The organism is Chryseobacterium proteolyticum (genome assembly GCF_046591535.1).
Taxonomy (GTDB): domain Bacteria; phylum Bacteroidota; class Bacteroidia; order Flavobacteriales; family Weeksellaceae; genus Chryseobacterium; species Chryseobacterium proteolyticum.
The window spans coordinates 874,563-900,159 of sequence record NZ_JBJLWK010000002.1; the positions used below are offsets into that span (position 1 = coordinate 874,563).

Genomic DNA, 25,597 nt, shown 5'->3' on the forward strand with positions numbered 1-25,597 from the left:
TCATAATTGATCTTTATAGTTTAATTACTTTTTCTTCTTTTGCACTTTCTAAAGAAGCATCAATGATTTTCATATTCTGAATGATTTCTTTTCCAGGAGATGGCAATGCATATCCAAACACGATATGTTCGTAAATCTGCTGATAGTAATTCATATAATTTCCAGCTTCACTTGAGATAAGCACTCTTTCTGTTTCTGAACGATCATTCAAAAAGTTTAAAATTCCATCCGCTTCTTTCAAAGGCTGTGTCCAGTCTTTTCCGTATGTGGGGGTAGCGCCTGCTACCAATTCATTTTCCTGATTATCGGTTCTCTCCTGCAGGAAAGTTCCCCGGTCTCCATGAATGGTATAGGCATAATGACCTTCTTTACTAAAAACAGAAGATTTAAGCCTTACTCTCAAAGCGTCTTTATAAAATAACAGAATCTCAAAATAATCGTTGGCAAACGTCGCTCCTTTCATAGAAAATACATCTGCAAAAAGTTTTTCAGGATATCCAAAATATTGTACAGCCTGATCTACCAAATGAGATCCTAAATCATGAAGTGACCCGGCTCCCAATTGATCGGGGCTTTCTTTATGTTGTTTTCCGCTGGGTGTAGTCCGGAACCGGTCAAAACGGATCTCAACCTCTTTAATGTTTCCTAATTTTCCTTCATCCAGAATTTTTTGAACCTGTAAAAAATCCCGGTCGAATCTTCGGTTTTGGTATACACTAAGAAACAGTCCTTTTTCTTCAGCCAGTTGTACCAGTTCTTCCGCTTCAGAAACATTTACGGTAAAAGGTTTTTCCACAATAATGTTCTTACCCGCTTCCAATGCTTTTTTGGCATATTCATAATGTGTCTGAACCGGTGTATTGATAATGATCAGCTCTACATCTGCATGCTGAAGCATTTCTTCCACAGAACGGTAAATGGTTGCTTCCGGATATTTATCCTTAGACTCTTCTTTACTTCTTTCAACCACAGCAGCAATAAAAAATCCCGGATGCTCCTTCAAAAAGGGTGCATGGAAAACTTTTCCACTCATTCCAAAGGCACAAAGCCCTGCTTTTACCAATTGCATATTATAATTTTTAACAAATATATTCATAAAAACTTCTCTATTCCCCGATCTAAAGGAACTATAGAAATAATCCATCTCACCAAGTCGGAAAATATGATCAAAATCATAAAACTATTTTTATCTATTCTAAACAAATACTTACATTTGCGGCTTATTTAAAACTGTTCTATATAAAAATAAAATGAAAAGACAATTACTTTCTTTAGGTCTTCTATTTACTGCTGTTTCAGTGAGTTCACAGATGAAAAATGCTGAAGCAGATACCATCAGAATTCAAACCATTGAGGACATCAATCTTCATAAAACAGGAAATCCTAACCAGGCAAGAACATTATCTACAAAATCAAACCTGACAGTAATGGAAAATCCTCAGCCCATAGCTATTGTAACTCATGAAATTATTGAGCAGCAACAAGCAAAGCAGCTAAGTGATGTTATTAAAAATGTGAATGGTATTTATTTGACATCTGCAAGAGGAGGGTCTCAGGATAGCTTTGGAGGAAGAGGTTTTATATTTGGAAATGATAATATCTTCAAAAATGGAGCAAGAGTAAACAGTGGAGTTTTCCCTGAAGTAAGTGGACTTGAAAGAGTTGAAGTTTTAAAAGGTGCAAATGCTATGTTATATGGTAATGTAGGGCCAGGTGGAATTGTAAACCTTATAACTAAAAAACCAAGATTTGAATTTGGTGGATCTGTCGGATTAAACGGTGGAAGCTGGAATTCTTATAAACCTGTATTTGACATTTATGGACCTTTAAGCCAAAAGGTAGCTTTCAGAGTCAATGGAACTTATGAATATGCCGAAAGTTTCAGAGATATGGTAGAATCTAAAAAGCATTATTTCAACCCGTCTTTTGTTTTTAATTTGAGTGAAAACACACAACTAATTGTAGAGGGTGATTATTTATATCATAATTTCACTCCTGATTTTGGAATTGGAAGTGTTACTGATAAAACCACTGGAATATCCAGGTTAGCTACTGAAGTTGACCGCAGGAGTTTTTTAGGTGCCAACTGGCAATATCAAACCAACCAACAAGCCACTACAGACGTTGTTTTAAACCATCAATTGAACAGTAAATGGAGTCTAAATGCAGTTGCTTCCTACCAGAATTATACAAAAGATTATTTTTCAACAGAAAGAATTCAATGGCAGTATGAATCCGCAAAAGGAAATTTTGACCCATCCTGGAACAGAACTTTGGGAAGAAATTATACTGAACAAAATTACACTTCATTACAAGTTAACCTAAATGGAGAATTTAAAACCGGAAATATTATCAATAAGGTTCTATTTGGAGCAGATGGAGACTATGGTTTAGCTGATACTTATGCTTACAACTTTACTAATCCTACCAGCATTAACTATGGAACATTATATTTAAATAATTCTTCCACATGGTCTAATGAAGGTGTTATGCCTGAAACTTATAGATCATCAAGAAACAGAATAGCAACGAAAAGATTTGGTCTTTATGCACAAGACTTGATCAGCCTTAGCAAAGAGTTTAAAGTATTGGCAGGAATAAGATGGTCTTATTTAAAAAATGAAGATACAGAAGTAAAAGATTTCTTAAAAGGAACAGAAACGCCTACAGTAAACAGCGGTTTACAAGCTCATGCCTTATCGCCAAAAGTAGGATTAATCTATAATCCTAATGATAATTTATCTGTTTTTGCAACGTATACTAATTCATTCTCACCTAATTCAGGGTTTGATGTAAACAATCAATCTTTAAAAGCATCAACAATTGATCAATACGAAGTAGGGGTTAAGAAAAATTTATGGAACAATGCTATCGCTGTAAACCTAACAGCTTATCAAATAAATAACAGGGATGCTTACACATCTCCATATCTTGCAGATAATAAGGTGGCATTATATAAAGTATATGCCGGCAATATAAGGAGTAGGGGTGTTGAATTGGATATCACAGGAAACCCAACAAAATATCTGTCTTTAATAGGAGGTATTTCTTACAATAATACTGTGTATACAAAAACTCCAGATAACGGATTTGTTGAAGATCAAAGATTGGTAAGAACTCCTGCCCTTACAGCAAATGCGTCTATTTTTTATACCTTCACGGATTTTGCAAAAGGCCTGAAGCTAGGAGCTACAGCATTCTATACCGGAAAAAGACAAGCAGGCTGGAATGATGTAAAAGGGCAATTACAGCAAACAAGAATGATTGATATTAACGGATTCACAACGGTTGATATAAGTGTCGGTTACAGTTGGAATAAGTTCTCTATCCAGGGTAAAGTCGGCAACCTGTTTGATGTCATAAACTACAATGTTCATGAGAATTATTCAGTGAATCCTATCACACCTAGAAACTATTATTTTACGTTGACTTACAGACTCTAGAATTCTTAATATAAAAATTCTTTCAATAAAAGTGGGAACTGCATTTTTGCAGTTTCCACTTTTGAAATTTAAAAAAAATAAAAGCAAAACAATAAAATATGGATAAAATAAAAGATACCAGAAGTTTCATGAGGATCACGCATCGTTACTTAGGATATTTCCTTGCGGGAATTATGGCTGTTTATGCAATAAGCGGTGTATTGCTGGTTTACAGGGATACAGACTTTTTAAAAAAGGAGAAAAATTACGACAAAATTGTAGCTAAAAACCTTTCTGAAAAGGAATTGGGAAAAGAATTAAAAATTAAAAACCTAGAAATCGAAAATAGAATCGGAAACATCGCATATTTCAAACAGGGAGCCTATAACCTGGTAACCGGGCAGGCAAAGTACGTAAAAAAAGAGCTGCCATTTGTCCTGGATAAAATGACAAAACTTCATAAATCCCAGTCAAAAGAGACACTATCACCTCTTAACACTTTTTTTGGAATTGCCCTATTCTTCTTTGTAATCTCAAGCTTCTGGATGTTTAATCCAAAAACAAAAGCATTTAAACGCGGAATGCTTTTTACTGCTCTAGGACTGGTTGTTTCCATTATATTACTTCTTGTCTAAAATTATATTTTATTCAATAAAACAAGGAAATTAATTTGATTTTCATTTTTCTTAATTTAACATTATTTTAGTAAAATTAGCTAAAAATGAGTACTATGGCACATTTATTGATTTTCACCACCCATAGAATAAATAAGCATTAATTATTAAAATTATAAATTATGAAAAAACTAATTTTAGCAGGAATAGTAGCGGTAGCAGGATTAACAACAACAGCCAATGCTCAGATTCAAAAAGGTAACTGGATGGTTGGTAGTAGTATTGTAGCTAGTAATTTTGGTCTTAATACGGGAGGAGGATATAACATCTCTTTACAACCGAAAGCGGCTTATTTCATTGAAGATAACGTAGCACTTGGAGGATATGTTGATTTAGGATTTAACAAAGTTGCAAAAGGATCACCTACAAACTTTGTGTACAAGGTAGGAGCTTTAGGTCGTTACTATGTATCACCAGGTGAAAAAGGTATAGATAATCTTTTACATCACGGACGTTGGTTCTTCGAAGGTAACGTTGGTATTGGAGGAACGTCTACCGAAGGAGGAAACTCTACCACTGGGTTAGATTTCGGTGCAGGTCCGGGATACTCTTACTTCATTACACCTAACATCGGTGTTGAAGGACTTGTTAAATACAATGGTGTTGCAGGTTTCGGTAAAAACGGTTTAACTTCTACCCTTACCTTCAACGTAGGATTTAGTATTTTCTTACCTACATCTAAAGGAAAACAAATCATAAACGACGTTAAAAACTAGTCGTTAAGAAAATTATTTTTCTTAAAAAAGATAAAAGCGCCTCGAATAATTTCGAGGCGCTTTTCGTACAAATTAAAACTAAACTATAAAAAATCAAATAAATCATGTATTCGGTTGAGGCGTATATCTTAAATACGGCTTTATTTCTGTAACGCCTTTAGGAAAAATTTCCCGAGCTTCTTCTGTTGATATAGACGGTGGAATAATGACATCTTCTCCATTTTTCCAGTTTACAGGGGTAGCCACTTTATGGGAATCCACCAATTGAAGAGAGTCGAGAACCCTTATAATTTCATTAAAATTCCTTCCCGTAGAAGCAGGATAAGTTATAATCAAACGTACTTTTTTATCCGGATCAATGATAAGCAAAGAGCGTACGGTTGCAGTTGCCGAAGCATTAGGATGGATGAAATCATACAATTCCGAAATTTTCCTGTCTTTATCTGCAATAATAGGAAATTGCACATCCGTATTTTGAGTTTCATTAATATCCCGGATCCAGTTCTGATGGTCTTCTACTCCATCTACACTCAATGCAATTACTTTGGTTTTCCTTGCCTCAAATTCGGACTTTAGCTTTGATGTAAAGCCAAGCTCCGTAGTGCAAACCGGAGTATAATCTGCAGGATGCGAGAATAAAATCCCCCAGGAATCTCCCAGATAATTATAAAAGTCAAGATCACCGGCAGTAGTTTCTGCCTGAAAATTGGGTGCGGTATCTCCTAGTTTGATTGACATAACATTATCGTTTATTAGTCTACAAATTTAGTAGACTTTTTGAAACTGGCAAAATTTTTGATGAAAAATTACATATTAAATTAAAAAAAATTAATACATGGAGAAAATTGGTTTAAGCTATGTTGAAGTGGTCTACAGAGTTCTACAAAGCTGGTATTTAAAATTTGCAGAACTGACCCCTAAATTGATTGTGGGCATACTGGTTTTTTCTTTCTTCTTATTTTCAAGTAAATATTTAAGTAAACTTGCCGTAAAGCTCTTTCATAAATTATTTCCTAAAAGTGAAAAAGAAAGTTCATTGGTAACTTTACTGGCCGTATTCCGGTTTATCATTATGCTAATGGGTAGTTTTATTGCATTAGAAATAATGGGTTTCAGCAGTTTTCTATGGAAATTCATCGGAAGTCTGGGAGTTGCGGGGGTTATCGCCGGGGTTGCTTTAAAGGATCTGGTGTCCAGTATATTTTCAGGAATGCTTATCGGAATCGATAAAGCCTTTAAAGTAGGTGATTATGTATCTATCGGGAATAACTCAGGGACAGTACAGGAAATTGGTTTTCTGACAACAAAGATTATAACCGATGACGGTAAAAAGGTTTATATTCCCAATCAGGTCATTTTTAATTCTCCTTTTTCAAATATCACTGCTTCTCCGCAGAGAAGAATAATCCTGAATTTTGAAATTCCGGCTGATGAAGATATCAACAAGGCGCAAATGGGAATTCTGGAAGTAATAAAAGGATTAGAATATGTAGACAAACTGGATACTGCCGAGGTTGTATTTACCGATCTTAAACAAGGGATATTCAATTTACAGGCTAAATTCTGGATGACCATTGGAGCCAACATTACCCGCGTAAAGAGTGATGCATATATGAAGATCAAGCAACGTCTTGATTCGGATAACATCCTGTTAGTAACCCCGACCAGCATCAATATTACAGGAGGAGGAGAAAGCAATAGCAGTCCTACATCAAATCAGGACAAATAGAAAATAAAAAAACCGCTTTTTCAAGCGGTTTTAATTTTTATAATAAGTAGCTAGCTTATGCTAATACTTCTTTTACTTTGTTAGCAGCTTCCTCTAAAGTAATTGCAGAGTGTACCGGAAGACCAGACTCGTCAATTAATTTCTTAGCTTCAACTGCATTGGTTCCCTGTAATCTCACGATCAATGGAACTGGTAAGCTTCCCATCGCTTTGTAAGCATCTACAACACCCTGAGCTACTCTATCACATCTTACGATACCTCCGAAGATATTGATTAAGATTGCTTTTACGTTCGGATCTCTTAAGATAATTCCGAAAGCAGTCTGTACTCTCTGAGCATCAGCAGTTCCTCCAACGTCAAGGAAGTTAGCAGGATTACCACCTGATAATTTAATGATATCCATAGTCGCCATCGCAAGACCCGCACCGTTTACCATACAAGCAACGTTACCATCTAATTTTACGAAGTTAAGACCAGCTTCACCAGCTTCAACATCCATTGGATCTTCTTCTCTGGTATCTCTTAGCTCAGCTAAATCTTTGTGACGGAACAATGAGTTGTCATCCAAAGTTACTTTAGCATCTACTGCGATAATTTTATTATCAGAAGTTTTTAAAACAGGGTTGATTTCGAAAAGAGAAGCATCAATTCCTGTATATGCGTTGTAAAGAGAACCGATGAATTTTACAAATTCTTTGAAAGCATTTCCTTCAAGACCTAAGTTGAAAGCAATCTTTCTAGCCTGGAAACCTTGAAGACCTAAAGCAGGATCAATGATTTCTTTGTGAATCAAATGAGGTGTTACTTCAGCAACATGTTCGATATCCATACCACCTTCAGTAGAATATACGATTGTATTTTTACCTTCAGCTCTGTCTAATAAAATAGAAACATAGAATTCTTTAGTTTCTGTTTCACCCGGATAATATACATCCTCTGCAACCAAAACAGAATTTACTTTTTTACCCTCAGCAGAAGTTTGTGGAGTTACCAACTGCATTCCGATGATGTTCTGAGCGTTTTCTTTAAGCTTATCCATGTTTGGAGAGAACTTTACACCACCACCTTTACCACGACCCCCTGCGTGGATCTGAGCTTTTACTACCCACCCTTGAGCGCCAGTTTCAGCAGTTAGTTTTTCAGCAGCAGCTACAGCTTCATCTACGTTGTTTGCAACGAAACCACGTTGGATAGCTACTCCATACTTTGATAAAATCTCTTTTGATTGATACTCGTGAAGATTCATATTATTTTTATTATTTTATTTTAAATTATAAAGGTTGACAAATTTACTAAAAAGACATGGAAGTTCAAGATTCTAAGTCCAAAAATTAAATGGTAAGCACCTTGATTTTTAACAGGTCCTGATATTTTCTTTATTCTTCGGTTATTTTTTCTGATTGAGATCCTATAAAAGGGATTTTCGGAGCCAGGAAATATCCTGTTAAGCTCGCAAAAAGTATCGGAACAAAATAAGTAAATCCTGTTAAAGTCCCGAGAATAATAGTTGTACTCATAGGCGTCCTGGTTACACAAGCGTTAATTGCAGCCATACAGCTTACAATTGCCAGTGTGGTATCTACTGATGGAAAAAGATGATGTATGATCAGCCCCAAAGTAGTTCCCACAAAAAACAAAGGGATAATAAACCCTCCTCTCCAGCCCGAAGTCACTGTGATTGCTATCGCTAATATTTTAAAGACCAGAATTAAAAGTAAAAAATTCAGAGAAAAATCCCCTCCGATCAGCTCATTAACTTCATGGTGCCCGAAGTATCTGGTGATGGGAAAGTAAAACGCAATAATACCCAAAACAATTCCACCTACTAATGTTTTTACATAGATGGGAAAGTTTCTGTACTCGAAGACTTTTTTGAAAAACTTAACTACAAAAATAAACAACCATCCTACAAATGTTGCAACAACAGCAAACATACAGGCATACATAAAATCGTAAACTCCGGAATAGTGATACGCTTTCAGGTTCCATGTAGCACCTATCCCGAGATGAATAATCAATGCAAACATTACATAGCTGAAACAGCTTGCGACCAATGCAGGAATTATTGCTTTATAATATTCAACGGCATGCTTATGATGTAAAATTTCAAGTGAAAAAAAGACTTCCACCGAGTGGTGCACCAAATAATGCAGTGAAACCGGATGCCATCCCTGCAATACTTAAAGATCTCAACTCCTCGCCCTTCAATCTGAAAATCTTCCCTAGCCAGGTTCCTGTAGATCCTGTTACCTGAACCAGGGGAGCTTCAGGCCCTAAACTACCTCCTGAAGCGACACAAAAAAGCGACGACAAGATCATGGAGGGGTTATTTTTAGGATCGAGCTTTCCTTTATTAAATCTGATATTATTAACAATCAGATGAATTTCACCCGGATCACCGATGAAGTGAATAACAAGACCGGCTAATAATCCGCAAACAGCCATTGTTGGAATCACCATCCAACCTTGATACTGAGCTAAAAAGTCAGTAAAATATTCCAATACAATCCAATACAGTCCGGCAATGACTCCACCTACCAATCCGGTAAAAGCCCACATAAAAAAATGTCCGGCTGAATACAAATGGATTAAATCTAATGGGCTGATCTAAAAGATTAAATGTTCTGATTAACCTTCGCCTTCTGTTGATTTTCATTGCGTTTAGATCCTATTTTTAGCAAAATAAAGAATAAGCATTCCCCAGCTAAGGATCATTAACAGGCCTCCAAGTGGAGTAATCGGTCCCAGGAATTTCAGGTTAGCTCCCAAATAGTCCTGCAAACTCAGGAAGTATATACTAAATGAAAACAGCATTGTTCCTGCAATCATCAAAATAGAAACCCATTTTTCTGAAGAGGTTTCAAATTTCAAAATGAATCCAATGATCAACAGAAAGAAAGCAGCATACATGTGATATCTTACTCCTGTTTCAAAACTTTCCAGCCTTTCAACTGACAATATTTTCTTTAAAGCGTGCGCACCGAACGCACCTAAAATAACCGATAACATGCCATAAACGGCACCAAATACTAAAGTAATTGTTTTCATTATATCAATTTATGAGATCAGATCTTCAATTAATCTGTCTTATTTATAGTTTAAAATTTTAAACACCAAAGACAAAGCTCCGATAGCTATTAACATCCAGGCCATATTTTTACTTCTTGCAAAACCGGGGTTCCGGGTTATTTTCAGAAAAATTCCGAAAACTAAAATAAATGCTGACAATATGATTCCAAACATATTATTGGGCTCTCATTCTGTTAAACTCTGTGATAACCTCATGATGGGTAACTGTTTTGTCTTTGAAATAGGTAACAAAATGCTGCTTTTCCTCTTCTGTTGCTCCCATCTGATTCAGAATATTCAATAAATGCATCTTCATATGTCCTTTCTGAATTCCCGTGGTCACTAACGAACGCAGTGCCCCGAAATTCTGTGCTAATCCTGAAACAGCAAGGATACTCATTAACTCCTGAGCAGATGGCTTACCAAGAAGAGCTAATGAAAACTTGACTAACGGATGGAGGTTAGTCAGTCCGCCAACAACACCTACAGATATAGGAAGATCGATCCAAAATCTGAAAATTCCGTTATCGGTGGTGCAATGAGTCAAAGATCTGTACTGACCGTCTCTTGCAGCGTAAGCGTGTGCACAGGCTTCTGTTGCTCTGAAGTCATTTCCCGTAGCAATCACCACCGCATCCACTCCATTCATAATTCCTTTATTATGAGTGGTTGCACGGAACGGCTCAATTTCAGCAATCGTTACAGCCTGTTTAAATTTTCTGGCAAATTCTTCGTTGGAAATCCCGCTATCATCTTTAAGATCATCAATTTTACAAGAAACCTCAGCACGAACCACACAGTCGGGAGTAAAGTTGGAGAGAATATTCATTACGATCTGTAAAGAATCTTTTTCCTCTTTGGTAAAGTCTTCTTCTTTAGCAACTTCTTCTTTCAATGTTTTCCCAAATTGCTCCAGACAAGAATTTATAAAATTGGCTCCCATTGAATCCACTGTATCAAAGCTTGCCTTCAATTGAAAATAATGAGCCATATCAGCAGTCTTATCCACCAGCTTAATATCCAGAATTCCACCACCACGATTTCTCATGTTAGCGGTTATTGCTTCCGTAGCCTCAAATAGTTTTTTCTTTAATTTAAAATTAAAAAAATGTAATAGTTTATGAGATTCTCCATTAAAAATGAAGTGAGTATGCCCCAATTTTTCTGTATTAATAATGGTCGTTTTAAAACCTCCTTTATCGATCCAGAATTTGGCAGCCTTAGATGCAGCAGCCACTACAGAACTTTCTTCAACAGCCATCGGCAAAGCCACCAATTTTCCATCTATTAAAAAATTAGGTGCTATTCCGTAGGGCATATAAAAATTAGAGATCGTATTTTCCGAAAATTCATCATGAAGCTTCTGAAGTTCTGTATTATCGTTCCAGTATTGCTTTAATATTTTTTGATATTCCTGATCGCCGTCAAGATATTCATTGACTAGCCAGTCTATTTTCCCCTGTTTGGTCAATTTGGAAAAACCTTCAATCGGTTGATGATTCATAGTATAACTTTAAAGAACCGTAAATATACTGATTTTGATACTTTATTCTGTTGATAACTTTATGTTAAAAAGGGTGACATTTCTCAATTTTGGAATTACTTTTGAATTAAAATTCACAGAGTTAAATCGTCCTTATATCATAACATATGAACTTTGACCGCCTAAAAGAAAAACTCGAAATCCTTGCTGACGCAGCGAAATATGATGTTTCCTGCTCTTCCAGCGGAGGAACACGAAAAAATAAAAAAGGTGCTTTGGGAGACAGTTCCATAAGCGGGATTTGTCATACCTATACAGAAGACGGACGATGTGTCTCCCTGCTTAAAGTTCTTTTGACCAATCATTGTATTTATGATTGTGCATACTGTGTTTCAAGAAGCTCCAATGATATCAAAAGGGCAGCTTTTACGGTGGAAGAAGTAGTGGATCTTACCATTAACTTTTATCGGAGAAATTATATAGAAGGACTTTTTTTTAAGTTCAGGCATTTTTAAAAATGCTGACACGACCATGGAACGTCTGGTGAGAGTTGCAAAAAAATTACGACTTGAAGAAAATTTCAATGGATATATTCACTTAAAATCCATTCCTGGAGCAAGCGATGAATTAATGCAGGAAGCAGCACTCTATGCGGACCGTCTGTCTGTCAATCTTGAAATTCCAACCGAAAGCGGACTCAAGCTACTCGCTCCTGAAAAAAACAGGGCCGACATGATCAGTCCTATGCGTTATATTCAGAAAGGAATCTCCCAATATAATGATGAAAAAAAGATTTTCCGGAAAGTTCCGAAATTTGCACCAGCCGGTCAGTCGACCCAAATGATCGTAGGAGCTACCAATGAAAATGATCTTCAGATTATAAAAGTCGCGGATCATTTTTATAAAAATTATAACCTTAAAAGAGTCTATTATTCAGGGTATGTACCGGTACTGGAAGACAAAAGATTACCCTCATTAACTACTGAAGTTCCAATGCTTAGAGAAAACAGATTGTATCAATCTGACTGGCTCATGAGATTTTACGGCTTTAAAGCAGAAGAAATTTTAGATCCCAATCTTCCTTTTCTCGATCTTGAAATTGACCCCAAATTAAGCTGGGCATTAAGACATCTTGATCAATTCCCTATCAATCTCCAGACAGCTGACTATCAAATGATTCTTCGAATTCCGGGAATTGGTGTAAAAACAGCTAAAAAAAATAATACAAGCAAGACGTTTTCAGATTTTAAACATGGATCATCTTAAGAAATTAGGAGCAGCTGTAAACAGAGCAAAATACTTTATTGACTTCAATGCAGGAAATGGTTTTTTGAAATATTTAACGAATCAAAATTTAAAGAAATTATTGATTGGAGGAAGCTCGTCGAAATTTCATAATCAATTTTCACAGCAACTTACCTTGTTTTAAAGAACAATGATTTTCTCCCTGTTCAAGGGCAAACTGTGATAAAAATCTCTAAAAAGTTTATAAATTTTACATCTCCATATTATTAAACTGCCATATAAAATAAATGACTACCCTACTCTACGACGGAAGCTTTGACGGACTTTTAACTGCAGTGTTTGAAGTATTCGAATACCGTTATAAAGACGTTGAAATTTTCAGCAAAAATCAATATCATCAGGAAAACATTTTTGCAGAAACCCACGAAGTAGTCACACAGACAGAAAAGGCAGAAAGAGTTTTTAAGAAGCTGGAAGAGAACATAGGGAGATCCGGAATCCATCAATTGCTGAAAGTTTTTCTATCAGAAGATCCGGAATCAGAAAGAATTATCCTTTCAGCCATACAATTATCTGTACACCATCCTCATGAAAATATCCTTCAGAATTATGCGGATAATGATATTTTAAAAATATCGAAAATATGTAAATCCGTAGACAGAGAAAGGCATCGGATGACGGCATTTGTAAGGTTTGAGAAAATGCAGGATGGCGTTTTCTTTGCAAAAATAGATCCTGATTTCAACGTTATTCCCCTGATCAGAAAACATTTTAAAGATCGATATCAGGATCAAAAGTGGATGATTTATGACCTCAGAAGAAATTATGGAATTTTGTTTGATCTTGAAAATTGTGACTTCTTTTATCCTGATGAAAAACTGGATCTGGATCAATATGAGCAGAAATTCCATGATGAAGAGAGCCAATATCAAAAATTATGGCAACGGTACTTTATAAAAACCAATATTACAGAAAGAAAAAAATCTAAAGCTCCATATTCAGCATGTCCCGAAAAGGTACTGGAAGTACCTGACAGAAAAGAGGTAATGTAAAATAAAAACACCATAAGATGGCAGGAAAAACCTTATGTACAATTGCGTTAATCAGTATTATCAGCTGTATTCCTGATAAGAAAAGAAATGCAATATCTGAAATAGATAACGGAACAGGATCAGAAATTTTAGTTCATACCGATAAAAATATTATCAAAGAAAGGTTTTCTGCACCTCAGGGATATGAATGGATTGATGAAAAACAGGAATCTTTCGGATATTTTCTCGAAAATTTCACTTTAAAACCCTATAAAAGCAAGATCCTCAGATATGACGGAAATCCAATATCTACCCAGCATCTGCATGAAGCAATTTTTGATATCGATACCGGTGATAAGGATCTTCAACAATGTGCAGATGCGGTGATCCGGCTAAGGGCAGAATATTTATTTAAAAATAAAAGACAAGATGAAATTCAATTTCATTTTACAAATGGTGATCTGCTGAGCTGGAAAGATTATAAAAACGGAACACGGGCCTTTGTCAATGGCAATTCTGTTAATTTCAAAAAGACAGCCCCTTTCGATGACTCGCCTCAAAATTTCAGAAGTTATCTAAATATGATCTTTAATTATGCAGGAACTATTTCATTAAATAAAGAAACAAAACCGGTTCTAAAAAGTGAGGATTTAAAAAGCGGAGACATTCTTATTACACCAGGAAGTCCGGGACATGTTGTATTGATATGTGGCGCTTGCAGAAATAAAGAAGGGAAAAAGTTATTTTTACTAAGTGAAGGTTTCACTCCTGCCCAATCTATCCATGTTCTTTCCAATCCTTTTGATAAAAACAGATCTCCGTGGTACAACTTAGACGTAAAAGCTAACGAAACAAAAACTGCGAGATATATTTTTAAACCAACAAACTTTAGAAGTTTTTAACAATTTATATTCAAAAGTATTATCAACTTACTACTATAATCTGAACTTGTTTTTGTAAATTTGTGTTCGAAATTTTTTACTAGATGAAAGAAAGTGCTGTAAAAAAAAATTGCAGTTCTTACTTCCGGAGGAGACTCCCCGGGTATGAATGCTGCATTAAGGGCGGTGGTAAGAACGGCAAATTATTATAATATCGAATGTTACGGAATAAGAGAAGGCTACAATGGGCTTATCAACGATGATTTCCTAAAAATGGGTCCTCGTTCCGTAAAAAATATAATCAACCAGGGCGGAACTATCTTAAAGTCCGCAAGATCCCAGGAATTCAGAACTAAAGAAGGACGTCAGAAAGCCTACAATAATTGCGTTAAACATGGTGTTGATGCAATTGTGTGTATTGGTGGAGATGGAACTTTCACAGGGGCGAAGATCTTCAATGAAGAATTTGGTATCAGAGTAATTGGTGTTCCAGGGACTATCGACAATGATATTTTCGGTACCGACAATACTATTGGATATGATACGGCTTTGAATACTGCTATGGAAGCTATTGATAAAATCCGTGATACGGCCACTTCTCACAACAGAGTATTCTTTGTTGAGGTTATGGGTCGTGATGCTGGGTTTATTGCATTAAATAGTGGACTGGCAACCGGAGCTTTGGATATCCTTATCCCTGAAAAAAAGGACAGTGTAGATGAGCTTTTTGCGACTTTCAGAAATGCTGAAAAAACCGGAAAAGCTTCCAGTATCGTAGTTGTTGCTGAGGGTGAGAAACTGGCGAATATTTATGAACTGGCAGAACAGACAAAACAGGAGTTTCCTGACTATGACATTCGTGTAGCTATTCTGGGACATATCCAGAGAGGAGGATCTCCGAGCTGTGCAGACAGGGTTCTTGCGAGCAGACTGGGATACGGAGCCGTGGTAGGATTAATGGAAGGTAAAACAAATGTAATGGCAGGAATGCGTTCTAACGATATGGTATACACTCCTATTGAAGAAGCCATTAAAAAACATAATGAAATCAATAAAGACCTTTTACTGATTTCAGAAATATTAGCAATCTAATTTTTATAATTGTAAAAATCAAAATATTATGTCAACAATTAAAGTAGGTATCAACGGGTTTGGTAGAATTGGACGTCTTGTTTTCAGAGCAATGACTGAAAGAGATAACATTGAGGTAGTAGGAATCAATGACCTTATCAATGCAGAATACATGGCTTACATGTTAAAATATGATTCTGTACACGGAATCTTTCCAGGAGAAGTATCTGTAGAAGGTAATGATCTTGTAGTAAATGGAAAGAAAATAAGAGTAACTGCTGAGAAAGATCCAAATAACCTGAAGTGGAATGAAATCGGAGCTGATTATATTGTAGAATCTACAGGTCTTTTCTTATCTAAAGATGCTGCTCAGGCTCACATTAATGCAGGTGCAAAAAAAGTAATCCTTTCTGCTCCTTCTAAAGATGATACTCCAATGTTTGTAATGGGTGTAAACCACAAAGAACTTACAGATGATATCAAAATCTTATCTAACGCTTCATGTACAACAAACTGTTTAGCGCCTTTAGCTAAAGTTATCCACGATAATTTTGGAATCGTTGAAGGTTTAATGACAACTGTTCACGCAACAACCGCTACTCAGAAAACTGTAGATGGTCCTTCAATGAAAGACTGGAGAGGAGGTAGAGCTGCATTGAATAATATTATTCCTTCTTCTACCGGTGCTGCTAAAGCTGTAGGAAAAGTAATTCCTTCATTGAACGGAAAACTTACAGGTATGTCTTTCAGAGTACCTACAGTAGACGTTTCTGTAGTTGACCTTACAGTAAGAATTGAAAAAGCTACTTCTTACGAAGAAATCTGCGCTACTATTAAGGCAGCTTCTGAAGGGGAACTAAAAGGAATCTTAGGATACACTGAAGATGCAGTTGTTTCTCAGGATTTCGTAGGTGATAAGAGAACTTCAATCTTCGACAAAGATGCAGGTATTATGCTTTCACCTAATTTCGTAAAGCTTGTTTCTTGGTATGACAACGAAATGGGTTATTCTAATAAATTAGTTGACATGCTTGTTCACGCTGCTTCTTTATAAGAATCAAACATTTAAAATAACACAAACCCCGCTCATGATGTGAGTGGGGTTTTTAGTTTACCATTTCCAAACAACTAATAAAGAAAGTATAAACCATTATTTTCCTGAAAACATTTCCTTTCCGTATTCAAACTTAAAATACAATTATTAAAAACCAAATAAAAACAAAATAATATATTATTTTATGCTTATTTTAGTTAAATAAATTAATGCATTTTACAAATAAAATTAATTACCATAACAGATAATCAAAATAAAATTTCTCAAACAGTTTTGAAAATCAAGTTTTCAGGGTTATTAGTTTATAACAAATTTTGCATTTTTTTCAACACAAAAAAATCCCCCTTTAGGGGTATTTTTAAGAAAATATTAACTATCTAAAAAAGACTATTTTCATGAAAGACGCTGAAAAAAAAACATCCCTTGATTGAAGTTTGGGAAAGATATCCCGCTACAAGAAAGGAAAAAAAAAGAAATACTGAAGACGCCCCCCATCGAACGTATCATTGGTGAGATGTTTGCAATCGGAGAATTTTATTATTATGTATTAAATCTTACAAACAGTACCCTCTCTCATCATCATGAAAATATTTTAAAATTACATGGTTTAAAAAAAAAATCCTGAAAACCTTAAAGAAGTCATAGATCTCACCCATCCTGAAGACATTCCTTTTGTAATAAAAGCGGAACAGGCTGTTGTATCTAAAATGATTGAAATTGGCCCGGAACATCATCTCTACTTAAAATCGAGTTACTGCTTCAGGATGAAGACTGCAAAAGGAAATTATGAGTTGTTCCATCACCAGGCTATTCCTACCCTAGAAGATGAAAATGGGAACCTCGTACAATCCATTAATATACATACCAACATCAATCATATAACAAAGCAAAATCCTTATACCGTCCTGATTTCAGGGATTGGCCCCAGAGCCGATTTTCACCAAATGACAATAGACAATCCCTCCTCATCAACCCATCAGACACTCGAAAATCTCACCAAAAGGGAAGTAGAGATCCTTTCTCTGATTGCAAAAGGATATTCGGGAACAGAAATATCCGAAATGCTTATTTTATCTCAGCATACTGTTCGTTCTCATCGAAAAAACATCCTTACAAAAACCAATTCAAGAAATGGTAAAGAGCTTTTGAAAAAGGCTTTTGAATGGGGCATTATATAACTATTATAAAAAGATATATTTGAAGTAAACATATACTCTCTATGCTGATAAATCTCACAGATGTATTTCGGCGTAAAACTTGTACTTTTATAATTGATGGAAAGATCAATTGTACATCCCCGTTTTAAAAATTCACCTCATTTCAAAGATTTCTGGCAAAAGGGTAACGGAAAACTGCTTATTGAATTTTCCGGTGCAGAAGTGAGTTTCAGCGAATTTGAGCAATTTTCCCCCTATTATTATCACGTTGATGAAACCGGTGATCAGGTGGTAAAAGATGTCTATTTTACTAAAAAATTTCACGAAGCTACCAGGGAAATCGAGAAATACATCAGAAATGGAGTTTCTGAAAACGATCAGGTTCCGGACAGTGTTAAAAGACTTTTTAAAGAAGTTCAGAAAAAACCTGAATGGCTAAATGAAGAATTGCTGAAAAGTGGCGCGGAGCTTTGTATGCGAAGTGGACTAGATGCCCTCATCTCTCTTAGGGATTATTGTTTAATTGGAGGTTATGATTATGCCTACCTAAATAAACCCCTTATTGTAACAGAAGCATTGAAAAAAGGAGCCGTAAAACGTCTTTCTGAAACATTGGATTTCTGGGTGAATGTAACCCGCTACCATGCCCTGGATATTCATGCCAAAGGCTATGAATTTGCTATAAAAACACGTCTTATTCATTCATATGCAAGACTTTCGATCAAAAAGCATTATGCTGATTGGGATACGGAAAACTGGGGAGAACCTATCAACTCCTGGGATATGATGGCCACCTATATAGGTTTTAGTTTGGTTTTTCTTCATAGCCTAAAAAAACTGGGCAATAGCTTTTCAAATGAAGAGGAGCTTGGTATTTTTCACCTATGGAAATATGTCGGTTATTTGCTGGGCATTCCCGAACACCTCCTTCCTGATCATAAAAAACAGGCTACGGAATATTTTTACCTATGGTCATCCATCCAGCCTCCTTCGGATAAAGACTCTGTACTTCTTGCCCATTCATTACTCGATGAATCCCTGGAGAATCCTATATTAAAGTTCAGCTTTCAAAGAAGAAATCTACGGTATCTTCATATTTGCTGCACCTGGTTTTTACTGGACGATGAGGTTTGTAAGCGATTGAATATTCCTGAGGTCTCCAATAAAAAAGTTTTCCCTCAGGTAAAAAAAGCAACTAATATTATATATAATACTTTAGTAGGACGAAAAGCAAGAATTGAAGCGGGTAATAAAAAACACCTTAAAGTTCTGGAAGACTATTTAAGAATAACATCGGGCTCCAACTTCCATTAAGTTGATCTACTTTTTTAGTTTGCTATTATTTCATTCATAATAAGATAGCCATTATTTCACCAATCAAAATTATTGTTTTTTTAACTTTAAAAAGACGCTTTGAAATTGAAAAATATTAGCTTTTGATTCCAAAATTATGTACTTTTGAGAAATTATTTTTTAGAAATGAGTAACATTGACGATAAGAAAAAAGCACTGGCTCTAGTGCTTGATAAATTAGATAAAACATACGGAAAAGGAACTGTAATGACTTTGGGAGATAATTCTGTTGATAATACAATAGAAGTTATTCCTTCCGGATCCTTAGGATTAGACATTGCATTGGGAGTAGGAGGATATCCAAGAGGAAGAATCATTGAGATTTATGGACCTGAATCTTCCGGTAAAACAACTTTAACACTTCACGCTATTGCAGAAGCTCAAAAAGCAGGTGGAATTGCAGCATTTATTGATGCAGAGCACGCTTTCGACAGAACTTATGCTGCAAAATTAGGAATAGATTTAGAAAACCTTATTATATCTCAACCGGATAATGGTGAACAAGCCCTGGAAATTGCGGACAACCTTATCCGTTCAGGAGCGATTGATATTGTAGTAATCGACTCAGTTGCCGCTCTTACTCCTAAAGCAGAAATTGAAGGAGAAATGGGTGATTCCAAAATGGGTCTGCATGCAAGATTAATGTCTCAGGCATTAAGAAAACTGACTGCAACAATTTCAAAAACAAAATGTACCGTAATTTTCATCAACCAGCTGAGAGAGAAAATTGGTGTAATGTTTGGAAATCCTGAAACGACAACCGGTGGTAATGCCTTGAAATTTTATGCTTCAGTAAGAGTAGATATCAGAAAGGCAAGTGCACCGATCAAAAATGGTGACGAAGCAATCGGAAGTCGTGTAAAAGTAAAGATTGTTAAAAATAAAGTAGCCCCTCCATTCAAACAAGCTGAATTTGACATCATGTACGGAGAAGGAGTTTCTAAAACAGGAGAAATTCTTGATCAGGCTGTAGAGCTAGGGGTGGTAAAGAAAAGCGGTTCATGGTTCAGCTATGATGAAACAAAATTAGGACAAGGCCGTGATGCGGTAAAAGACGTTCTTAAAGACAATCCTGAACTTTCTGAAGAACTGGAGAATAAAATTAAAGAAGAATTGAAAAATAAATCAAAATAATTTTTCAAATCAAAATCAATAACAAAGACAGCCTTCAAGCTGTCTTTTGTTTTTACTCTATTTCCTACCCTCACAAGTGAGAAATACTCTTTGGCGCGCCGGTATTTTTGTAAGATATTGATGAGACTTACTAAAAAAATCTTTTAATCTTTTAATAAAAAAATCGGCGGAACATTTCGTCCGCCGATTTTTTCATCGTTAAGGTTTATCATCCGTCAATTCAAAGCCCCAATCTTTTCCTTTTTGAGTTGCAGAGACTCCTTTTGTCATCCATACCGGTGCTTTAGCCCCTTTAAGATAATAATCAAAAAACTGCTGCTCGCGGATTTGTATATCTTTCCTGTTCTGTCGTTTTACGAGATTATGGTCGTCACCATTATAGTTAAGAAGCCAAACGGGTTTTCCCAGACGTCGTAATGCCGTAAACATTTCAATTCCCTGATACCATGGAACTGCTCCATCTTTATCATTACTCATAATGACTACCGGAGTTTTCACCTTATCAATCGTGAAAAGCGGTGAATTTTTAATGTAAAGATCTGGTGCCTCCCAAAGATTTTTCCCTAATCTGCTCTGTGATTTTTCATACTGAAACTGTCTGTTCATTCCTGAGGTCCATCTGATCCCTCCATATGCAGAGGTCATATTGACAACAGGAGCACCACTCCACGCAGCAGCATACATATCTGTGTGAGCAATAAGGTAAGCAACCTGATAACCGCCCCAGCTTTGTCCTTGGATTCCGATTTTAGTACCGTCTACCCATGAATTCTGCTTTAATTTTTCAACTCCGGAATTAATATATTCCATTGCGGATTCACCCGGAAAACCATCGGTATATGAAATATCCGGTGTAAAAACCAAATATCCGTTGCTCACAAAGTAAGAAATATTTAATCTTGATGGTGTCGGAGCAGGAGCAACATAACGGTTCAGATTGTCCGAAAGCTTCTCATAGAAGTAAACAATCATAGGATATTTCTTGTTGGGATTGAAATCTTCAGGCTTGTACAAAACTCCTGTAGATGAATTGCCTTTTGGTGTTGTCCAGTTGACCAATTCATTCGTCCCCCAATTATAATGAGCTTGCTGTGGATTTGTATTACTTAATTTTTGTTGTTCCAAGAAATCTGATGTTGCGAAAATATCAGGCGATTCTGTATAGGATTCTTTTACCAAAATATATTCTTCCGCATTTTTAGCTTTTTGAATGCTTCGATACCCCCAGACATTTTCCATTTGGATTTTTACAGGATCAGCGTCTGACTGAATGGTTGTTCTGAAAATTCCGTTTGCTTTGGATGTATTATCAAAAGCTGATAAATAAATGGAAGATTTCCGGTTCATGCTTTTTACATCTTTATCTAAATCGTATGTGTCGAATGTTATTTTATGTTTGCGCCCGAAGCCATTCGTGATATTCCTTGGCTTTTTTGAGCCGTTCAGGAAGAATTCCCAAAGGTCGTAGCGATCTCTTATAATTACAGATTCATCTTTATCCGTCCATGATGCGATACCATAAGAATTTGGAAAATCCGGCATATCAAATTCTTCATCAACAAAAGAAACCGGCAACCCGCTATTGAGAGGAAGAGTTTGTTTTGTTTTGATATTGTAACTCAGCCACATTCCTTTTTCTTTGTTGAAAATCACAAGAAACTTTCCAAGCGGAGATATGGCAACTGCCCCGTCAAGATTTTTTATAATTTCTGTTCTTTCGCCTGTCTTATTATCAATCAGAAAATAGGTTTTCTTTGTAGAGCCTTCCCATTGAGAGGAAATACGGTTATTGATACTGGTAATTCCTAATGCAAATTCAGCATTTCCTTCGTTCACCAATCTTAAAGTATCTAAATCTTCTCCATCAATATTTCTGAAGAAACCAGGCTTTTCTGTCTGCATTACTGCGGCATAGGATTTCTTAAGATCGTTTTTCAATTCTTTTAACTGTACCGTCTGAAGATAATCATCTTTATAATTCCAGATGTCCACAACAGCATGATCGTTGGCAATCATTGCAGTATCTTTTGCAACAGGTTTTGGCGCAACACCGAAATACAATTGTTTTCCGTTTTTGCTGAATAAAGGCAACCTGTTTTCAGAAACTGCCCAATTCTTTTTCATCTGTGCATTTTCATTGGTTATAATCTCCTTCTTATTTCCTTTAAAATTAAAGTAATACAGCTGATATAATTTCACCAGGTCATTTTGTGCAGAAGCAGTTCCCACAAATGCCAGTTGGTCTCCTTCTTCATCGAAAGACAACTGTGAAAAATCGCCCTCCATTTCTGAAACCTTAGATACAGTCCCTTTTTGCAGATCAACTACCTGTACGGTTTGAAATGCATATTTCTTTGGCTTTGATTTGTCAGTTTCTTTTTTATCTGCAGATTTTTCACCCTCAGAATCCTTATCTTCTTTTTTCTCTTTTTTAGCCTTTTCTTCTGGCTTTTTAGTTACAAAAACCAGTTGTCTTCCGTTTTTACTGAACTCATAACGCACTACATTATCATATGTTGTACTTTTTCCATCCAATAAATTCCGTACCACCAATTGTAATGGTTTTACATTTTTATCTTCATCATTATTTTCATCTCCATCTTCTTTATCAGAAGCATCATCAGAGGATTTATCTTTTGTATTTTCCAAAAGGTAAGCAACAAAAGAACCTGCTTTTTCAGGAACTTTAAATGATTTCACATTAGGAATTTTCTCAGTTTTATCATTGAAAAAATCAACTATTGCAAGACTATCTTTCGTTAATTTATTTTTTTTTCAGCTTTTTATCTTTTACCGCCTTTATATCTTTATACTGCGGACGGATTTGAAAAACAGCAAACCTGGAATCATTGGTAAAATCCAATTTTGTTGCTCTTGCAAACTTCTTTGAGGTTTTATTTTTAACTGAGTGCAGAAAAAGGTTAGAATTTCCTTCCTGAGCATCTACGGAATAGGCAATCCATTTTCCATCATTTGAGATTTTTTTTTGTCCCGATATTTTGCCAGCTGTCGTAAACGGAATGATCTAGAGGTTTTTTCTGTCCATACATAAAACAGGTCATGATGAGCAGAATAAAAACTGTACATTTCAACTTCATTTTTTTAATAATTTTAAAGATTTAAAAGTAAGATATTTCTTTGACAAAATTACATGAAACTCCTGTTTCATTATAAGTTCAAGCGTGTCATTCTGTCACTTTCTTCCTCATGGTATTTTTTTTGAGAAGAATTATGCAAATCAAAACTAAATTATTATGACTAAAGGAAATATTAATGTTTCTGTGGAAAATATTTTTCCACTTATCAAGAAATTTCTTTACAGTGATCACGAAATATTTTTAAGAGAATTAATTTCCAATGCCACTGATGCTACTCTAAAATTAAAACACTTAACAAGCATTGGTGAAGCTAAGGTGGAATATGGAAATCCTAAACTTGAAGTAAAAATCAATAAGGAAGAAAAGACTCTTCATATTATTGATCAGGGGATAGGAATGACGGCCGAAGAAGTCGAAAAGTATATTAATCAGGTGGCTTTTTCAGGTGCCGAAGAATTCTTGGAAAAATATAAAGACAGTGCAAAAGATTCAGGAATTATCGGACATTTCGGTCTTGGATTCTACTCTGCTTTCATGGTTGCTGAGAAGGTAGAGATTCTTACAAAATCTTACCGAGATGAACCTGCTGTTCGTTGGATATGTGACGGAAGCCCTGAATTTACACTTGAAGAAACTACAGATAAAACTGAAAGAGGAACCGAAATTATCCTTCATATCGCAGAAGATTCAACCGAATTTCTGGAGGAATCAAAAATCCGCGAGTTACTATTAAAATATAATAAATTCATGCCTGTTCCGATTAAGTTTGGAACAAAGACCCACACTCTCCCATTACCGGAAGGTGCTCCGGAAGATGCTGTTGCTGAAACAGAGGAAGTGGACAATATCATCAACAACCCGAATCCGGCATGGACAATTGCTCCTACTGATCTCACGAAAGAGGATTATGTAAAGTTCTACCACGAATTGTATCCAATGCAATTTGAAGAACCCTTATTCAATATTCACCTGAATGTTGATTATCCTTTCAATCTGACAGGGATATTATTTTTCCCAAAGCTGGCTAACAACCTGAATATTGAAAAAGATAAAATCCAGCTGTATCAGAATCAGGTATTTGTTACCGATGAAGTAAAAGGAATTGTTCCGGACTTCTTAATGCTTCTTCGTGGTGTCATTGATTCTCCTGATATTCCATTGAATGTTTCACGTTCTTATCTGCAGGCTGACGGTGCTGTAAAAAAGATTTCTTCTTATATTACTAAAAAAGTAGCAGATAAAATGGCTTCCCTTATCAATGAAAGCCGTGAAGACTATGAGAAAAAATGGAATGATATCAAGATCGTAATTGAATACGGAATGATCTCTGAAGAGAAATTCTATGAAAAATCCGATAAGTTTTCTTTATATCCTACAGTTGATGGAACTTATTTCCTATGGAATGAATTGACTGAAAAAATCAAACCTGCACAAACTGATAAAGATGGTAACCTGATCATTCTTTATGCTTCCAACGCAGATGAGCAACATAGCTACATCCAGTCTGCAAAAGATAAAGGATACGAAGTGCTTCTTTTAGATTCTCCTATTGTACCTCACCTTATTCAAAAGCTGGAAAGTACTAAAGAAAAGGTTTCATTTGTAAGAGTAGATGCGGATCACGTTAACAATCTGATCAAAAAAGATGAACCTGTAATCTCCAAGCTTAATGATTCTGAAAAGGAATCATTGAAAAAGAATGTAGAGGAAACCATCAGTGATGCAAAATTCACGGTTCAGCTGGAAGACTTAGATAGTACGGATGCTCCTTTTACGATTACGCAGCCTGAGTTTATGCGAAGAATGAAAGATATGCAGGCAACAGGCGGAGGTGGAATGTTTGGAATGGGAGGCTTCCCTGAAATGTATAATCTGGTAGTAAACTCTAACAGTGAATTCGCTGGTCAAATCTTAAAAACAGAAAACCAGGAAGAGAAAGCAAGCATGATTAAATACGCTTTAGATCTTGCGAAACTTTCTCAGAATTTATTGAAAGGAAAAGATCTTACAGATTTCATCCAAAGAAGTTACAAGCAGCTTGAAAAATAAAATAACAAAAGCGATACAGATAATCTGTATCGCTTTTTTCTTATAAGACTATTCTATGATAATTTGCCTAAATCCTAGTTAGTTCTTAGAAAACTAAGCTTCATCCTTGATCGCTTATTCTATACCATTTTTATTTTCTGATCGGTTCGATTTAAAGATTGCCAGAACAAGCATTATCATCAAAAGAATTACCTGAACAAAAAAGTACCTATCTTCCTTATCAAATAATTGAATAGTTGAAATAACTATTAAAAAAGTATAAGCAATAACAGCATTTTTATTACGTTCCCTCCAGGCTGAAATAATAAGGGTAAAGAAAATTATAAAAGAGATACATTCAAAAATGATACGCCATATACTATCCTTTGTAAACAGTGGAGTAAGTATTAACACAACCATTACTATTATTATAATATACTTATTAAATTTCA

18 protein-coding genes and 2 pseudogenes are annotated in these 25,597 nt (G+C 35.6%); 13 read left to right on the plus strand and 7 right to left on the minus strand.

The window, feature by feature from the left end; genetic code table 11:
* Positions 1–13: 13 nt before the first annotated feature.
* Positions 14–1,069 carry a Gfo/Idh/MocA family oxidoreductase gene (locus ACJ5H0_RS10165; RefSeq protein WP_411249319.1) on the minus strand — a complete coding sequence of 352 codons (1,056 nt, stop codon included), beginning with the start codon at positions 1,067–1,069 and terminating at the stop codon, positions 14–16.
* A gap of 181 nt (positions 1,070–1,250) precedes the next feature.
* Between ACJ5H0_RS10165 and ACJ5H0_RS10170 the strand changes: the two genes are divergently transcribed.
* From ACJ5H0_RS10170 to ACJ5H0_RS10180, 3 genes are all read left to right on the plus strand, one after another.
* On the plus strand, positions 1,251–3,443 hold the full coding sequence (locus ACJ5H0_RS10170; protein WP_411249321.1) for a TonB-dependent siderophore receptor: 2,193 nt from the start codon (positions 1,251–1,253) through the stop codon (positions 3,441–3,443).
* Between the two features lie 98 nt (positions 3,444–3,541).
* A complete protein-coding gene (locus tag ACJ5H0_RS10175) occupies positions 3,542–4,057 on the plus strand; it encodes a hypothetical protein (RefSeq protein ID WP_411249322.1) in 516 nt (171 codons plus the stop codon).
* A 161-nt stretch (positions 4,058–4,218) separates the two neighbouring features.
* The gene (locus tag ACJ5H0_RS10180) at positions 4,219–4,812 is read left to right on the plus strand and encodes a hypothetical protein (RefSeq protein ID WP_172280422.1); all 594 of its coding nucleotides are present in this window, start codon (positions 4,219–4,221) and stop codon (positions 4,810–4,812) included.
* A gap of 102 nt (positions 4,813–4,914) precedes the next feature.
* Here the strand turns inward: ACJ5H0_RS10180 and ACJ5H0_RS10185 are convergent, their stop codons facing one another.
* On the minus strand, positions 4,915–5,550 hold the full coding sequence (locus tag ACJ5H0_RS10185; RefSeq protein WP_172280423.1) for a peroxiredoxin: 636 nt from the start codon (positions 5,548–5,550) through the stop codon (positions 4,915–4,917).
* Between the two features lie 97 nt (positions 5,551–5,647).
* Between ACJ5H0_RS10185 and ACJ5H0_RS10190 the strand changes: the two genes are divergently transcribed.
* Complete coding sequence (locus tag ACJ5H0_RS10190; protein ID WP_172280425.1) at positions 5,648–6,541, plus strand: mechanosensitive ion channel family protein; 894 nt, start codon at positions 5,648–5,650, stop codon at positions 6,539–6,541.
* Between the two features lie 55 nt (positions 6,542–6,596).
* Here ACJ5H0_RS10190 and sucC read toward each other — a convergent pair whose 3' ends face one another.
* The 4 genes and pseudogenes from sucC to ACJ5H0_RS10210 all read right to left on the minus strand — a co-directional run bounded on the left by sucC (position 6,597) and on the right by ACJ5H0_RS10210 (position 11,114).
* The gene (gene sucC, locus ACJ5H0_RS10195) at positions 6,597–7,787 is read right to left on the minus strand and encodes an ADP-forming succinate--CoA ligase subunit beta (RefSeq protein ID WP_076390839.1); all 1,191 of its coding nucleotides are present in this window, start codon (positions 7,785–7,787) and stop codon (positions 6,597–6,599) included.
* 130 nt (positions 7,788–7,917) lie between these two features.
* Positions 7,918–9,197: pseudogene (locus ACJ5H0_RS10200) on the minus strand (chloride channel protein).
* A gap of 5 nt (positions 9,198–9,202) precedes the next feature.
* On the minus strand, positions 9,203–9,589 hold the full coding sequence (locus ACJ5H0_RS10205) for a DUF423 domain-containing protein (RefSeq protein WP_411249325.1): 387 nt from the start codon (positions 9,587–9,589) through the stop codon (positions 9,203–9,205).
* A gap of 196 nt (positions 9,590–9,785) precedes the next feature.
* Positions 9,786–11,114 (minus strand): hydroxymethylglutaryl-CoA reductase, degradative, encoded by a 1,329-nt coding sequence (locus tag ACJ5H0_RS10210; protein WP_411249327.1) that lies wholly within the window; start codon positions 11,112–11,114, stop codon positions 9,786–9,788.
* A 146-nt stretch (positions 11,115–11,260) separates the two neighbouring features.
* Between ACJ5H0_RS10210 and ACJ5H0_RS10215 the strand changes: the two are divergent.
* The 8 genes and pseudogenes from ACJ5H0_RS10215 to recA all read left to right on the plus strand — a co-directional run bounded on the left by ACJ5H0_RS10215 (position 11,261) and on the right by recA (position 20,019).
* Positions 11,261–12,522, plus strand: a pseudogene (locus tag ACJ5H0_RS10215) (putative DNA modification/repair radical SAM protein).
* Between the two features lie 103 nt (positions 12,523–12,625).
* Positions 12,626–13,390, plus strand: coding sequence for a TIGR03915 family putative DNA repair protein (locus ACJ5H0_RS10220; RefSeq protein ID WP_411249329.1), 765 nt, complete (start codon positions 12,626–12,628; stop codon positions 13,388–13,390).
* Between the two features lie 17 nt (positions 13,391–13,407).
* The gene (locus ACJ5H0_RS10225) at positions 13,408–14,271 is read left to right on the plus strand and encodes a DUF4846 domain-containing protein (RefSeq protein ID WP_411249331.1); all 864 of its coding nucleotides are present in this window, start codon (positions 13,408–13,410) and stop codon (positions 14,269–14,271) included.
* 144 nt (positions 14,272–14,415) lie between these two features.
* Entirely contained in the window at positions 14,416–15,342 is a 927-nt protein-coding gene (gene pfkA / locus ACJ5H0_RS10230; protein WP_411249333.1) for a 6-phosphofructokinase, read from the plus strand.
* Between the two features lie 28 nt (positions 15,343–15,370).
* A complete protein-coding gene (gene gap, locus ACJ5H0_RS10235) occupies positions 15,371–16,375 on the plus strand; it encodes a type I glyceraldehyde-3-phosphate dehydrogenase (RefSeq protein ID WP_172280441.1) in 1,005 nt (334 codons plus the stop codon).
* A gap of 707 nt (positions 16,376–17,082) precedes the next feature.
* Entirely contained in the window at positions 17,083–17,553 is a 471-nt protein-coding gene (locus tag ACJ5H0_RS10240) for a response regulator transcription factor (RefSeq protein ID WP_411249335.1), read from the plus strand.
* A gap of 96 nt (positions 17,554–17,649) precedes the next feature.
* On the plus strand, positions 17,650–18,846 hold the full coding sequence (locus ACJ5H0_RS10245) for an oxygenase MpaB family protein (protein ID WP_411249337.1): 1,197 nt from the start codon (positions 17,650–17,652) through the stop codon (positions 18,844–18,846).
* 165 nt (positions 18,847–19,011) lie between these two features.
* Positions 19,012–20,019 (plus strand): recombinase RecA, encoded by a 1,008-nt coding sequence (gene recA / locus ACJ5H0_RS10250; RefSeq protein WP_172280446.1) that lies wholly within the window; start codon positions 19,012–19,014, stop codon positions 20,017–20,019.
* A 198-nt stretch (positions 20,020–20,217) separates the two neighbouring features.
* Here recA and ACJ5H0_RS10255 read toward each other — a convergent pair whose 3' ends face one another.
* Entirely contained in the window at positions 20,218–22,719 is a 2,502-nt protein-coding gene (locus tag ACJ5H0_RS10255) for an alpha/beta hydrolase family protein (RefSeq protein WP_411249339.1), read from the minus strand.
* 554 nt (positions 22,720–23,273) lie between these two features.
* Between ACJ5H0_RS10255 and htpG the strand changes: the two genes are divergently transcribed.
* Complete coding sequence (gene htpG / locus ACJ5H0_RS10260; protein ID WP_411249341.1) at positions 23,274–25,166, plus strand: molecular chaperone HtpG; 1,893 nt, start codon at positions 23,274–23,276, stop codon at positions 25,164–25,166.
* Positions 25,167–25,597 lie beyond the last annotated feature (431 nt).